Origin of the sequence: Methylobacterium platani, assembly GCF_001653715.1 — a bacterium.
Classification (GTDB): Bacteria; Pseudomonadota; Alphaproteobacteria; order Rhizobiales; family Beijerinckiaceae; genus Methylobacterium; species Methylobacterium platani.
Genome location: NZ_LWHQ01000081.1, coordinates 1 through 13,126 on the forward strand (window position 1 = coordinate 1; position 13,126 = coordinate 13,126).

15 protein-coding genes are annotated in these 13,126 nt (G+C 71.4%); 9 read left to right on the top strand and 6 right to left on the bottom strand.

Going from position 1 to position 13,126, the window contains the following annotated elements; all coding sequences use genetic code 11:
• A partial coding sequence (locus A5481_RS29585) for a flagellin (protein WP_048434735.1) occupies positions 1-504 on the top strand: 504 nt, incomplete at its 5' end.
• Between the two features lie 67 nt (positions 505-571).
• Here A5481_RS29585 and A5481_RS29590 read toward each other — a convergent pair.
• The 3 genes from A5481_RS29590 to A5481_RS29600 are packed head-to-tail and all read right to left on the bottom strand — an operon-like array spanning position 572 to position 2,628.
• Positions 572-886 (bottom strand): cupin domain-containing protein, encoded by a 315-nt coding sequence (locus A5481_RS29590; RefSeq protein WP_048434736.1) that lies wholly within the window; start codon positions 884-886, stop codon positions 572-574.
• Between the two features lie 9 nt (positions 887-895).
• Complete coding sequence (locus tag A5481_RS29595) at positions 896-1,924, bottom strand: histone deacetylase family protein (protein WP_048434737.1); 1,029 nt, start codon at positions 1,922-1,924, stop codon at positions 896-898.
• Positions 1,921-2,628, bottom strand: coding sequence for a GntR family transcriptional regulator (locus A5481_RS29600; RefSeq protein ID WP_245238902.1), 708 nt, complete (start codon positions 2,626-2,628; stop codon positions 1,921-1,923). The genes A5481_RS29595 and A5481_RS29600 overlap by 4 nt, the downstream gene beginning before the upstream one ends.
• A 246-nt stretch (positions 2,629-2,874) precedes the next feature.
• On the opposite strand from A5481_RS29600, the gene A5481_RS29605 reads away from it, so the two are divergent.
• The 8 genes from A5481_RS29605 (at position 2,875) to A5481_RS29640 (ending at position 10,974) form a co-directional block, all read left to right on the top strand.
• Positions 2,875-3,642: a class II aldolase/adducin family protein gene (locus A5481_RS29605; RefSeq protein ID WP_048434739.1), complete on the top strand. Its 768-nt coding sequence runs from the start codon at positions 2,875-2,877 to the stop codon at positions 3,640-3,642.
• A 271-nt stretch (positions 3,643-3,913) separates the two neighbouring features.
• The gene (locus A5481_RS29610; RefSeq protein ID WP_048434740.1) at positions 3,914-5,464 is read left to right on the top strand and encodes an ABC transporter substrate-binding protein; all 1,551 of its coding nucleotides are present in this window, start codon (positions 3,914-3,916) and stop codon (positions 5,462-5,464) included.
• A gap of 11 nt (positions 5,465-5,475) precedes the next feature.
• The gene (locus tag A5481_RS29615; RefSeq protein WP_048434741.1) at positions 5,476-6,444 is read left to right on the top strand and encodes an ABC transporter permease; all 969 of its coding nucleotides are present in this window, start codon (positions 5,476-5,478) and stop codon (positions 6,442-6,444) included.
• Complete coding sequence (locus A5481_RS29620; RefSeq protein WP_048434742.1) at positions 6,444-7,322, top strand: ABC transporter permease; 879 nt, start codon at positions 6,444-6,446, stop codon at positions 7,320-7,322. Before A5481_RS29615 ends, A5481_RS29620 begins: the two co-directional genes overlap by 1 nt.
• 31 nt (positions 7,323-7,353) lie before the next feature.
• Entirely contained in the window at positions 7,354-8,973 is a 1,620-nt protein-coding gene (locus A5481_RS29625) for an ABC transporter ATP-binding protein (RefSeq protein ID WP_048434743.1), read from the top strand.
• Complete coding sequence (locus A5481_RS29630) at positions 8,970-9,917, top strand: 2-hydroxyacid dehydrogenase (RefSeq protein ID WP_245238904.1); 948 nt, start codon at positions 8,970-8,972, stop codon at positions 9,915-9,917. The genes A5481_RS29625 and A5481_RS29630 overlap by 4 nt, the downstream gene beginning before the upstream one ends.
• Before the next feature lie 307 nt (positions 9,918-10,224).
• Positions 10,225-10,458, top strand: a complete 234-nt coding sequence (locus tag A5481_RS29635) for a hypothetical protein (RefSeq protein ID WP_048434745.1) — start codon at positions 10,225-10,227, stop codon at positions 10,456-10,458.
• Positions 10,459-10,743: 285 nt separating this feature from the next.
• Positions 10,744-10,974 (top strand): hypothetical protein, encoded by a 231-nt coding sequence (locus A5481_RS29640; RefSeq protein ID WP_048434746.1) that lies wholly within the window; start codon positions 10,744-10,746, stop codon positions 10,972-10,974.
• A gap of 44 nt (positions 10,975-11,018) precedes the next feature.
• Here A5481_RS29640 and A5481_RS29645 read toward each other — a convergent pair whose 3' ends face one another.
• The 3 genes from A5481_RS29645 to A5481_RS29655 form a co-directional block, all read right to left on the bottom strand.
• On the bottom strand, positions 11,019-11,222 hold the full coding sequence (locus A5481_RS29645) for a hypothetical protein (RefSeq protein ID WP_156311900.1): 204 nt from the start codon (positions 11,220-11,222) through the stop codon (positions 11,019-11,021).
• A gap of 108 nt (positions 11,223-11,330) precedes the next feature.
• A complete protein-coding gene (locus A5481_RS29650; protein WP_048434748.1) occupies positions 11,331-12,080 on the bottom strand; it encodes an FkbM family methyltransferase in 750 nt (249 codons plus the stop codon).
• A 31-nt stretch (positions 12,081-12,111) separates the two neighbouring features.
• The coding region (locus A5481_RS29655) for a dihydroxy-acid dehydratase domain-containing protein (RefSeq protein ID WP_245298672.1) at positions 12,112-13,126 on the bottom strand (1,015 nt) is incomplete at its 5' end.

The following is a 13,126-nucleotide window of genomic DNA, read 5'->3' on the forward strand; positions in this document are numbered from 1 at the left end:
AACACCCGCAACGGCCTCGTCGCGACCTACAACAGCCTGCTGACCCAGATCGACCAGATGGCCGCCGATTCCGGGTTCAACGGCACGAACCTGCTCGCCGGCGATACCCTGAACATCGGCTTCAACGAGAAGGGCACGTCGTCGCTCAAGATCGCCGGTTCGTCGGTGACCTCGTCGTCAATCGGCCTGTCGGCGATCGGCCAGGTCGACTTCCAGGACTCGAACTCGATCAACAGCGTGATTTCGACGATCAACAGCGCGTCGAGCTCGTTGAAGAACCAGGCGTCGTCGCTGGGCGCGAACCTGGCGGTGGTGCAGAACCGCCAGGACTTCACCAAGCAGATGATCAACGTGCTCGACACGGGCGCGGCGAACCTGACCAATGCCGACCTGAACGAGGAGGCGGCGAACTCGCAGGCTCTGTCGACCCGCAACTCGCTTGGCATCTCGGCGCTCTCGCTCGCCAACCAGGCCCAGCAGGGCATCCTGCAGCTCCTGCGCTGATCGGCGCGCAGCCTCAACCATGAGACGGACGGCCGGGGCTCACGCCCCGGCCGTTTCCTTTTGCGGCTCAGCCCGCCAGTCCCTCGGGCCGCTTCACCTCGATCTCCACGAAGGCGATCGGGTGGTCGGAGCCGTTCTGGACGTCGTGGCGGATGCCGGCCGGGCGGCGGTAGGACTGGCCGTGGGCGAGCGGCACCTCGGTGACGGTGGTGCCGTCATGGACCCGCAGGGTGCCGGGGGTGACCATCACCACGAAGTAGGGCCAGCCGTGCTCGTGCCAGCCGGTGACGGCGCCGGGCGGGAAATCCCAGCGGGTGATGCGGACCGTGTCGTCGTCGACCTGGACGGTCGGGATTGCGGGAATCGTGCAGGCGAAGGCCATCGGACGCTCCTACCGGGCGGATTCGAAGCCGGCGAGAACCGCCGTGAGGTTCTCGCCCAGCAGGTCCGACAGGTAGCCGCCCTCCTGCACCAGCACCGTCGGGAGCTTGAGGGCGGCGAGCGCCGCGCCGATGCGGCGGAAGCCCTCCGTGGTGATGGCGAGCCCGGCCAGCGGATCGTGCTCCGAGGCGTCGAGGCCGAGCGCCACCACCAGCGCGGTCGGGGCGAAGGCCTCGATCGTGCGGGTGGCCGTGCCGGTCAGCACCGCGAGATAGGCGTCGTCGCCGGTGCCGAGCGCCAGCGGCAGGTTGAGGTTGGCGCCGATCCCCTCCCCCTCGCCGCGCTCGTGGGCGTAGCCCCAGACGAAGGGGTAGAAGCCGCGCGGATCGGCGTGGAGCGAGACGGTGAGCACGGTGGGATCGCGGTAGAAGATCCCCTGCGTGCCGTTGCCGTGATGCACGTCGACGTCGAGCACCGCCACCCGGGCGTGCTTGCGGCGCAGGTGCGCGGCGGCGACCGCGCTGTTGTTGAAGTAGCAGTGGCCCCCGGCCCGGTCGCGATAGGCGTGGTGGCCGGGCGGGCGGCAGAGCGCGTAGGCCGCGTCCTCGCCGTCGAGCACGAGCTGCGCCGCGCTCGCCGCGACATCCGTCGCAGCAGCGGCCGCCGCGTAGGTGCCCGGGCCGATCGGGCAGGCGGTGTCGACGGTGTGCCAGCCGAGCCGCCCGACGATGTGGGTCGGGTAGGTCGCGGCCGCGCGCACCGGGTGGATGTTGGCGATCATCTCGGGGCCGTGGTCGGGCAGGGCCTCCCAGGCCTCCCAGGCCTCGGCCAGGAAGGCGAGGTAGTCGGGGCTGTGCACCTGGGCGCGCGCCCCCTGGCCGTGGGCCTGCGGCGCCACCACCGTGTGGCGACCGGCCGCGAGGCCGGCGAGCAGCCGGTCGGCCCGCTCGGGCTGGTCGGCGGCGGGCTTCACCTGGCCGCGCACCAGGAAGAATTTCGGATCGTGGCGGCGATGGTCCTCGGAATGGACGGCCTTCATGGGATCTGCCTTCGCGTCTCTCGGGGGGTGGGGGTGAGGCTGCGCACCAGCCGGACGACCTCCCGGCGGGCGACGCCGAGATGGTGGTCGACATGGGCGACGATCCGCTCCGGGTGGCCGGCCTCGATGGCGGCGAGCACCGGCTCGTGGGTGCGGGCGATCTCCCGCGGGTCGTCGTAGAGCCGGCCGATCAGCCCGATGACGATCCGCAATTCCGAGGCCAGCCCGTCGAACAGGCGCAGCATCCGGGCATTGCCGGCGGCCTCGCAGATCAGGCGGTGGAACTGGTAATCGGCCTCGACGATCGTCGCCGGGTCGTCGCGTCGCGCCAGCTCCCGCATCAGGTCGAGCTGGCGGCGAAGCGCCGCCCGCAGGGCCGGCGTCAGCCGGCGCGCCGCCTCGACCGCGGCGTGGCGCTCGACGCACAAGCGCAGGTCGTAGAGCTCGTCGACGTCCTGGGCCGACAACTCGCGCACGAAGAAGCCGCGCCGCGGCGAGGCCTTGAGCAGGCCCTGGCTCTCGAGCAGGCGCGCCGCCTCCCGCACCGGCGCCCGGCTGATGCCGAGCTCGCGGGCGACGGCCGCCTCCGCCACCTTGGCGCCGGGGGCGAGCTGCCCCTGCACGATCGCGTCGGTGAGCCGGCGCGCGACCTGGCGCACGAGGTCGCTCTCGGCCAGCACCGGCAACCCGACGGGGGGAGACATCGCGCGCATCGCACCTCCGATCGCACCACCATGCGCCGGAGTGTGCAATGCGTAGGCGTCGATTGTCGACACTTTCAGCTTGATCGTCGCGCGGGGCCGGGTCAGTCTAGGCTCATGCCGGGTCAGGTCGTGATCCGCCCGGCCCTGCATCCGGCCGTCGGCGCGCGAGTGTTCGTGCCGCGCCGCCCGTCCCGGCAAAGTCTTCGCGGCGCGTCCCGCCGCAGGCTCGTCCCGCGAGGAGGTCCGATGTCGTCATCCGCTCATCCCCAACCCGACGAGGCGCATCGCATCCGCGTCGATCTGGCGGCGGCCTACCGTCTGATCCATCGCCTCGGCCTCGACGACAGCATCTACACCCACATCTCGGCCCGTCTGCCGGGGCCGGAGCACCGTTTCCTGATCAATCCTTACGGATTGCGCTTCGAGGAGGTGAAGGCCGGCAACCTCGTCACCGTCGATCTCGAGGGCAACGTCGTCGACGATCCGTGCGGCTTAGGGATCAACCCGGCGGGCTTCACCATCCACAGCGCGGTCCACGCCGCCCGGGAGGACGCGCTGTGCGTGCTCCACACCCACACGGTCGCGGGCGTCGCCGTGTCGTGCCAGGAGGAGGGGCTGCTGCCGCTCAACCAGTGGTCGATGCAGTTCCACGGCCGCCTCGCCTACCACGACTACGAAGGCATCGCCCTCGACCTCGACGAGCGCCAGCGCCTTGTGGCCGATCTCGGCGACAAGCCGGTGATGGTCTTGCGCAACCACGGCATGCTGACCTGCGGCCGCTCGGTGGCGGAGGCGTTCAAGCTGATGCACAACCTGGAGCGCTCGTGCCGGGCCCAGCTCGCGCTGCAGGCCGCCGGCGCCCCGCTGATCCGCCCGTCAGTGGCGGTGGCGACGAAGACCGCCGGCCAATACGCCTCGTTCTACGACAAGATGGAGACGGGCCGCCTGCCCGACACCGAGTGGGACGCCTTCAAGCGCATGCTGGCGCGCAGCGACCCGGATTACACGGAGTAGAGCCGAGCCAGGCACGCCCGCTGCCGCATTGGTCGGCGGGATCCCCTCTCCAGGCGATGCCGGGCTTGCCCGGTATCGCTGCAAGGTGTGGGAGAGGGGTAGGGGTGAGGTGTGTGACGCTTCCATCTAAAGCTCGAAGCGTCGTGCTGGCAGCGTGACAGTCCAGATTTATCCTGACGCGCGCCACCCTCACCCCTGACCCCTCTCCCACACGGGAGAGGGGAATGTGCGAGCCCATCAGACGCCGCGACAGGGACCAGGGGACCAACCAATGCTCAAGACGCTCATGGCCGGCACCGTGCTCTCCCTGGCGCTCGCCGGCGCGGCCTTCGCGCAAACTCCGAAGCCCGGCGGCACCGCCAACGCGGTGATCCAGCCCGAACCGCCCGGCCTGATGCTGGCGATGGTGCAGAACGGCCCGACCCAGATGGTGGCCGGCAACATCTACGAGGGGCTGCTGCGCTACGATTCCGCGCTCAAGCCCCTGCCCGGCCTCGCCGAGAGCTGGAGCATGAGCGACGACGGCAAGACCTACACCTTCAAGCTCGTGAAGAACGCGACCTGGCACGACGGCAAGCCGTTCACCGCCGACGACGTGCTGTTCTCGGTCGAGCTGCTGCGCCAGACCCATGCCCGCGCCCGCGGCAACCTCGCCCGCGTCGCGAGCGTGACGGCGCCGGACCCCTACACGGTGGTGTTCACCCTGGCCGAGCCGTTCGGGCCGTTCCTCGGCATCTTCGAGGTCGGCTCGCTGCCGATGGTGCCGAAGCACATCTATGCCGGCACCGACTACAAGACCAACCCGGCCAACAACACGCCGATCGGCACCGGCCCCTACATGTTCAAGGAGTGGAAGAAGGGCTCCTACATCCGGCTGGTGAAGAACCCGAACTACCACGTCGCCGGAAAACCCTATCTCGACGAGATCTACTGGCACGTGATCCCCGACGCCGCCGCCCGGTCGGTGGCGTTCGAGACCGGCAAGGTCGACATCCTGCCCGGCGGCTCGGTCGAGAATTTCGACGTGCAGCGGCTGTCCTCGCTCAAGGGCGCCTGCTCGACCACCAAGGGCTGGGAGTTCTTCAGCCCGCATTCCTGGCTCTGGCTCAACAACCGCAAGGGCCCGATGGCCAACAAGGCCTTCCGCCAGGCGGTGTCCTACGCGCTGGACCGCGACTTCGCCCGCGACGTGGTCTGGAACGGGCTCGGCAAGCCGGCGACCGGCCCGTTCGCCTCCACGGTGCGCTACTACGACCCCAAGGCCGCGAAGTATTCCTACGATCCGGCCAAGGCCAAGGCGCTGCTGAAGGAAGCGGGCTACAAGGGCGAGTCCGTCCGCCTCCTGCCGCTGCCCTACGGCGAGACCTGGCAGCGCTGGGCCGAGGCCGTGAAGCAGAACCTCGAGGATGTCGGCATCAAGGTCGAGCTGGTCGCGACCGACGTCGCCGGCTGGAATCAGAAGACGTCCGACTGGGACTACGACATCGCCTTCACGTATCTCTACCAATATGGTGACCCCGCCCTGGGGGTCGGGCGCAACTACGTCACGTCGCAGATCGCCAAGGGCTCGCCGTTCAACAACGTCGAGGGCTATTCCAATCCGAGCGTCGACGAGGCGTTCGCGAAGGGCGCGGTCGCGGTCGGCGACGACCGGCGCCGGCCGATCTACGAGGCGGTGCAGAAGACCCTGGTCGAGGACGCGCCGGTGGCCTGGCTCCTCGAGCTGCAATTCCCGACCATCACCCGCTGCAAGGTCCACGACCTCGTCACCACCGGCATCGGGGTCAATGACGGGTTCCGCGACGCCTGGATCGAACGCTGAGGGCTGAGGGCATGCTGGGCTTCGTCGCGCGGCGGGTGGGGAAGGGCATCGTGGTGCTCCTCGCCATCGTGGTCCTGAACTTCTTCCTGATCCGCCTCGCCCCCGGCGATCCGGCCCTGGTGATGGCCGGCGAGGCGGGGGCGGGCGACGAGGTCTTCATCGCCCAGCTGCGCGAGAAATTCGCCCTCGACCAGCCGCTGCCGACCCAGCTCGCCGCCTACCTGCGCAGCATCGCCGGGCTCGATCTCGGCTACTCGGTGCGCCAGCAGATGCCGGTGGCGACGCTGATCGGCGAGCGGCTGCCGGCGACCCTGCTCCTCACCGGCACCGCCTTCCTGATCTCGCTCTCGCTCGGCGTGTGGCTCGGCGCGCTCGCCGCGCGGCGGGCCGGCACCCTCGCCGACACCGCGATCACCGGGATGGCGCTCCTGTTCTACGCCACGCCGCTGTTCTGGGTGTCGCTGATGGCGATCATCCTGTTCTCGGTCCGGCTCGACTGGCTGCCGAGCTTCGGCTTCGAGACGGTCGGCGCCGGCTACACCGGCCTTGCCCGGATCCTCGACGTCGCCCACCATCTGGTCCTGCCGGCCATGACCCTCGGGCTGTTCTTCATGGCGGTCTACGTGCGGATGACCCGCTCCTCGATGCTCGAGGTCTCGCGCCTCGACTTCGTCAAGACGGCGCGGGCCAAGGGCCTCGCCGAGGGGGTGATCCAGCGCCGGCACGTCCTGCGCAACGCCCTCCTGCCGGTGGTGACGCTGGCCGGCCTCCAGGCAGGCACCCTCGTCGGCGGCGCGGTGCTGACCGAGACGGTCTTCGCCTGGCCGGGGATCGGGCGGCTGATGTACGAGGCGCTGCTCCAGCGCGACTACAACCTCCTGCTCGGCGTCTTCGTGGTCTCCTCCGCGATGGTGCTGGTCTTCAACCTCGTCACCGACGTGGTCTACCGCGCGGTCGATCCCCGCATCGAGGTGGCGTGATGGAGACCGCCGTTCCGCTCGCCGCCCCCGCGCGCTCGCGCCGCCGCGGCCCGCTCGCCGCCTTCCTGCGCCATCCGGGCGCGGTGATCGGGCTCGTGATCCTGGCGCTCGTCGTCGCGGCGGCGCTGCTGGCGCCGATCCTCTACCCGACCTCGCCCTGGCGCATGGTGCAGCGGCCCTTCGTGCCGCCCTTCACCCTGGAGCGGGTGCCGCTCGGCACCGACGCGCTCGGGCGCGACATCGCCGCCGGGCTGATGCACGGGGCCGGGGTCTCGCTGATCGTCGGCCTCGTCTCGACGCTCGCCGCCCTGCTGATCGGCGTGCCGCTCGGCGCGCTCGCCGGCTATCTCGGCGGCCGGGTCGACGATGCGCTGATGCGCTTCACCGAGCTGTTCCAGACCGTGCCGAGCTTCGCGCTCGCCATCGTGCTCGTCGCGATCCTGCAGCCCTCGCTCTCCTCGATGATCCTCGCCATCGCGCTGGTGAGCTGGCCGCCGGTGACCCGGCTGGTGCGGGGCGAGGTGCTGAGCCTGCGCTCGCGCGAATACGTCCAGGCGGCGATCGTGACCGGGCAGACCACCTTCACCATCCTGCGCCGGGAGGTCCTGCCCAACACCCTGTCGCCGATCGTGGTCCTGGCCTCGCTGATGGTCGCCACCGCGATCCTGCTCGAATCCTCGCTGTCGTTCCTCGGCCTCGGCGATCCCAACCGGATGTCCTGGGGCTACATGGTCGGGGCCGGCCGCACCGTCATCCGGCAGGCCTGGTGGATCACCGCCTTCCCGGGCCTCCTGATCCTCCTCACCGTGCTCGCCCTCAACCTGATCGGCGAGGGGCTGAACGACGCCCTCAACCCGCGCCTGTCCCAAGAGCGCTGAGATGGACTGCGCTGAGATGGATTGCGCTGAGATGGATGCCGACACCCGCCGGATCGCCGCCTCGGTCCGCTCCTTGAGCCTCGCCCTGCCGCAGGGCGGCGACCGGGCGAACGCCGTCGACGGCGTGTCCTTCGATCTCGTGGCCGGCGAGATCCTGTGCCTCGTCGGCGAATCGGGCTCGGGCAAGTCGATGTGCGCCCACGCGCTGATGGGGCTTCTCCCGAAGGCGGTGCGGCCGGTCGGCGGCACGATCCGCCTCGGCGACACCGACCTGCTCGCGCAGGACGAGGCGGGCTGGCGCGACACGCGCGGCCGGCGGATCGCGATGATCTTCCAGGAGCCGATGACGGCGCTCAATCCGCTGATGCGGATCGGCGACCAGATGGCCGAGATGTTCGAGGCGCACGGGATGCTCGCCCCCAAGGAGCGCCGCGCCCGCGCGGTGGCGCTCGCTGGCGAGGTGGGCTTGCCGAACCCGGAGCAGATCGTGCGCTCCTATCCCCACCAGCTCTCCGGCGGCCAGCGCCAGCGGGCGATGATCGCGATGGCGCTGGCGCTGGAACCCGCAGTGCTCGTCGCCGACGAGCCGACGACGGCGCTCGACGTCACGACGCAGGCCCAGATCCTCAAGCTGATCCGCGACCTCCAGACCCGCCGCGACATGGCGGTCCTGTTCATCACCCACGATTTCGGCGTGGTGGCGGAGATCGCCGACCGGGTGCTGGTGCTCCGCCACGGCCGGGTGGTGGAGGAGGGACCGGCATCGGCCGTGCTCGGCCGGCCGCAGGCGGCCTACACCCGCGCCCTGCTCGCCGCGGTGCCGACCATGGACCCGCCGGCCCGCCCTCCCCTCTCGGGGCCGAAGGCGGTCGAGGTGACGGGCCTGCAGAAGACCTACGTCACCGGCGGCGGCCTGTGGCGGGCAAAGCGCCGGACCGCGGCGGCCCGCGACGTCGCCTTCGCGCTCCATCGCGGCGAGACGCTCGGCCTCGTCGGCGAATCGGGCTCGGGCAAGTCCTCGGTCGCCCGCCTGGTGATGCGGCTGATCGAACCCGATTCCGGGCGCATTCGCCTCGGCGACACCGACCTGACGGGCTTGCGGGGCGAGCCCCTGCGCCAGGCCCGCAGCCGCATCCAGATGATCTTCCAGGACCCCTTCGCCTCGCTCAACCCGCGCCGCAGCGTGGGTAAGATCATCGCCGACGGGCCGGTGGCGCACGGGGTGCCGCCCGGCGAGGCGATGGAGCGGGCGCGCCGCCTCCTCGGCCTCGTCGGCCTCGACGAGAAGGCGCTGGAGCGCTTCCCCCACGAGTTCTCCGGCGGCCAGCGCCAGCGCATCGGCATCGCCCGGGCGCTGGCGCTCGAACCCGAGGTCCTGGTCGCCGACGAGGCGGTCTCGGCCCTCGACGTCTCGGTCCAGGCCCAGGTGCTGGCGCTGCTGGAAGACCTGAAGACGCGCCTCGGCCTGTCGATGCTGTTCATCACCCACGACCTGCGGGTGGCGGCCCAGATCTGCGACCGGATCGCGGTGATGCGCCAGGGCGAGATCGTCGAGCTCAAGACCGCGGGCGCGCTGTTCGCCAATCCGGAGCATCCCTATACCCGCGCGCTCCTCGACGCGGTGCCGGGCCGGGTGCGGCAGGCGGCGTGAGCGTGGACCGCCTGCCCTGCGTGCTCCTGAGCACCACCACCGACCTGCGCGGGCTGTTCGGCACGGCGCTTGCCGGGATTTCCGATCATGTCGAGATCCTGGATCATCCCGCGCCGAACCCCGAACGGGTGCGCCTGGCGCTGGGCTGGCGCCCGCCCGCCGACGCGCTGCCCCAATACCCCAACCTCGCCGCCCTGTGCTCGATCGCGGCCGGCGTCGACAACCTGCTCGCCTGCCCCGGGCGCCCGCGGGACCTGCCGGTGGTGCGGGTGGTCGATCCCGATCAGGCGCGGGCGATGTCGGGCTTCGTGCTCTGGCACGTGATCGGCCACCAGCGCCGCTTCGCGGCCTACGCCGCGAACCAGCGCGACCGGGTCTGGCGCCGCCTCTACCCGCGCGACGCCAGCGCGGTGCCGGTCGGGATCCTCGGCTACGGCCAGATCGGCCGGCGGGTCGCCGGCGACCTCGCCGCCCTCGGCTTCCCGGTCCGGGCCTGGAGCCGCACCCCGCAGGGCAGCGGTCCCGGCATCGCCCACCGTCACGGGCCCGACGGTCTTTCGGCGATGCTTGCCGGGAGCGAGGTGCTGGTGAACCTGCTGCCGCTCACGGCGGAGACGCGCGGCCTGATCGATGCGGCGCTCCTGTCGTGCCTGCGCCCGGGCGGCTACCTGATCCAGGTCGGCCGCGGCGAGCACCTCGTCGAGGCCGACCTCCTCGCGGCGCTCGAATCCGGCCACCTCGCCGGCGCCGCCCTCGACGTGTTCGCCGCCGAGCCGCTGCCCGCCGCCCATCCGTTCTGGGACCATCCGGCGATCCGCGTCACCCCGCACGAGGCCTGCGAGGCGAGCCCGCAGGCGGTCGCCCGCACCCTGCTCGCCGCGGCCGAGGCCGTGCGCGCGGGGCGGGTGCCGCCGGACGCGGTCGATGCGGCGCGGGGCTATTGAGGCGTTACGTTCCGTTAACCATCCGGGGCGCAGTCTTGCCGTCTGAAGGGGTCGTGCCGGCCGGGCGCGCGACGAGGGCGGACATCTCCCGAACGGGCTTGCGATCGGTCGCGCATGGCCGGGTGCGGCGCGGGCCCATCCCCTCTCCGGCCCGCCGGGAGACGGGGATGTCCACGCCCCGCGCGAGCCCGCAAGCTCAAATGAGGGCGGGGACCCGCGTCATCTCGTCGACCGGTGCATGACTTCGTTTCGCCGTGTTGCCGGGCTAAGCTCGGCCGCGGTGGCTCAATCTGAAGGGGGATGGGGCATGCTCGGGACTGTGACGGCCTTCCTGGCGATCCTGATGGTTCTCGCCCTGCGCAACCTCGCCAAGGCGGCGTTGATGCCGGTCTACGCGGTGCGCGACATCCACCGCGGCCGCTATGTCCGCGGGCTGGTGCTGCTCTCCTGCTCGGCTCTGGCCGCGTGGTCGATCTGGTCGATGAGCCATTCGGGCCGGACCAAGGCCGCCCCGGTGGCGGCGGTGATGTATACCGGCTGATCGCCGGACACCGCCGAGGTTCCTTTCCCGGGGGCCCGTCCCCGGGGTTCCTTTCGCACTGCGGCATCGACGCTGGCGCTTCGCGCTGGCGTTCGGCGGCGTTCGAGCCCATATCCTCGCTCGCGTCGCGCGCCCGCCCGTCCGCGGCGGACCCCCCCGACCTGGCGCCCGAAGGACCGCCATCGTCCGATCGATCCTCCCCCCTCGCGGCGCGGGCCGCACGCGGCGCGGCCGACGGCCGCGCCCCGACGTCGTGCGCCCCGCCGCCAAGAAGAGACAACGACCATGTTGCGTTCGAAGCAGAAGCCCAAGGTCCAGGACACCGGCTACGTCCTGTTCGACGTCTACTACGAGGACGGCTCGCGCCGCTCCAACCGGCGCGTGCCGCGGACGGCCACGCTCGAGCACGACGTCGACGGCGCCGTCCGCCAGGTGATCGAGGAGCAGGACCGGGACATCGCGGAAAAGTCCGGCCGCCCGCCGCTCGCCATCACGAAGATCGTCCGCTCGGCGTGAGCCGCCACCGGGACGGTGCCGGTCCCGTCCAGGCGACCGGCCCGTCACCGCCGCGCGCTCCCTGACCCGTCGGGGATCCGCGACAGCCGGCGATGGAGCCGCTTCAGGCCCGCGTCGTCCCGCGCGCACAGGTCGTGCCGCGTCATCGCGTCGAGGGCGCGCTGCACCCGGTCCCGGGCGTCGGGCGCGCCAGCCCGGGCCTCCCCGCCGATCGCCGGCAGGCTCAGGACCGCCGCAAGCAAGCCCACCCCAAGACAGTGTCCGATCCGGCCGACCATGCCGTCCCTCCACGCCGCTTGCCGCCAGCGTCGCCCGGAGAGATGAAGGGTGTCCGAACGGAAGGGGCGTGCCGGCGCTCAGCGCGCCAGCATCGCGTAGACATCCCCGGAATTCGCCGCCTGCGGCAGCCCCATCAGATGCGCCGCCATCGCCTCGCGGCCGATCGGCCGGCCGAAATGCAGGGCCTGGCTCTCGCCGAGCGCGACGTCGAAGCCGTAGGCGCCCAGCGCCGCGAGCCGGTCGAGGCAGCGCAGGGCCACGTCGCGCGCGATGGTGGTGAACTCGAACGACAGGGCCGGCAGCGGCGCCGACACTCCCGCCAGGACCCGGTCCTCGTACCCCTCGACGTCGATCTTCACGAAGGCCGGGCGCCCGTGCTCCGCCACCAGCCGGTCGAGGGTGGTGGCCGGCACCGTGATCGTCCGGTCCCAGACCTGCCCCTCCCAGCCCGGCGCGCCCGACGCCCCGGCGACGAACGCCGCCGAGGCCGAGGACACCGTCGGGTTCGCGGAGTTGAGGTGGAACGCGACCTCGCCCGCCGCGTCGCCGACCGCCGCCGCCACCAGGGTCACGCTCGCGTCGCGGCCGTGGAGCAGGCGCAGGGCGCGAGCCGGCCCGGGCTGCGGCTCCAGCGCCACGACGCGAGCGCCGAGGCGCCGGAACGCCGCGACGCGATCCCCGACATGGGCGCCGATATCGAAGACGAGGTCGCCCGGCCGCACGAAGCGGCGGTAGAGCGCGTCCATCGCGGCGTGCGGCGCGGCCTCGCCGCGATAGAGCCGCAGCGAGCGGCCGGTCGCGGCGGCGGTTCCCTTCGGGCGGGTCATCGGGGGCTCCGGGTCGTTACCCGGAGCCCTATCAGTAGATCGCCGGCTCGGGCACCGGGGCGCCGTACTCGGTGCGCAGGAAGTCGAAGTCGCAGCCCTCGTCCGCCTGCTGGATGTGGCGCGAGAACATCACGCCGTAGCCGCGCTCGTAGCGGGGCGCGGGCGGGGTCCAGGCGGCGCGGCGCTGCGCCAGCTCCTCGTCCGACACCTCCATGCGGATCGAGCGCGCCTCGACGTCGACGCTGACGATGTCGCCGGTGCGCAGGAGCGCCAGCGGCCCGCCGATGAAGGATTCCGGCGCGACGTGGAGCACGCAGGCGCCGTAGCTGGTGCCGCTCATCCGCGCATCCGACAGGCGCAGCATGTCGCGGTGGCCTTGCCTGAGGAGCTTCTTCGGCATCGGCAGCATGCCCCATTCCGGCATGCCCGGGCCGCCCTGCGGCCCGGCATTGCGCAGGACGAGCACATGGTCGGCGGTGACGTCGAGGTTCTCGTCGTCGATCGCCGCCTTGAGAGACGGGTAATCGTCGAAGACGAGCGCCGGGCCGGAGTGCTTGAGGAAGCGCTGGTCCATCGCCGCCGGCTTGATGACGCAGCCGCTCGGCGCGAGGTTGCCCTTGAGCACCGCGAGCGAGCCCTGGCCGTAGACCGGGTTCGACAGCGGCCGGATCACGTCGGCATTGTGGACCTTGGCGCCATCGATCACCTCGCCGAGCGTCCGCCCGCTCACCGTCAGGCAGTCGAGATGCAGGTGCTCGCGGATCTCGTTCATCAGCGCCCGGATGCCGCCGGCGTAAAAAAAGTCCTCCATCAGGTAGGTGTTGCCGCTGGGGCGGACGTTGCCGATCACCGGCACGATGCGGCTGTAGCGCTCGAAATCGTCGAGGCCGATGGCGTGGCCGGCCCGGCGCGCCATGGCGATCAGGTGGATGATGGCGTTGGTCGAGCAGCCCATCGCCATCGCGACCGCGATGGCGTTCTCGTAGGCCTCCCGCGTCTGGATCCGCTGCGGGGTCAGGTCCTCCCACACCATGTCGACGATGCGC

Coding starts and splice junctions, on each gene's coding strand:
- A5481_RS29620 (WP_048434742.1), top strand. CDS start 6,444: ATGGAGACCGCCGTTCCGCTCGCCGCCCCCGCGCGCTCGCGCCGCCGC.
- A5481_RS29650 (WP_048434748.1), bottom strand. CDS start 12,080: ATGACCCGCCCGAAGGGAACCGCCGCCGCGACCGGCCGCTCGCTGCGG.
- A5481_RS29610 (WP_048434740.1), top strand. CDS start 3,914: ATGCTCAAGACGCTCATGGCCGGCACCGTGCTCTCCCTGGCGCTCGCC.
- A5481_RS29590 (WP_048434736.1), bottom strand. CDS start 886: ATGGCCTTCGCCTGCACGATTCCCGCAATCCCGACCGTCCAGGTCGAC.
- A5481_RS29635 (WP_048434745.1), top strand. CDS start 10,225: ATGCTCGGGACTGTGACGGCCTTCCTGGCGATCCTGATGGTTCTCGCC.
- A5481_RS29625 (WP_048434743.1), top strand. CDS start 7,354: ATGGATGCCGACACCCGCCGGATCGCCGCCTCGGTCCGCTCCTTGAGC.
- A5481_RS29605 (WP_048434739.1), top strand. CDS start 2,875: ATGTCGTCATCCGCTCATCCCCAACCCGACGAGGCGCATCGCATCCGC.
- A5481_RS29595 (WP_048434737.1), bottom strand. CDS start 1,924: ATGAAGGCCGTCCATTCCGAGGACCATCGCCGCCACGATCCGAAATTC.
- A5481_RS29600 (WP_245238902.1), bottom strand. CDS start 2,628: ATGTCTCCCCCCGTCGGGTTGCCGGTGCTGGCCGAGAGCGACCTCGTG.
- A5481_RS29640 (WP_048434746.1), top strand. CDS start 10,744: ATGTTGCGTTCGAAGCAGAAGCCCAAGGTCCAGGACACCGGCTACGTC.
- A5481_RS29615 (WP_048434741.1), top strand. CDS start 5,476: ATGCTGGGCTTCGTCGCGCGGCGGGTGGGGAAGGGCATCGTGGTGCTC.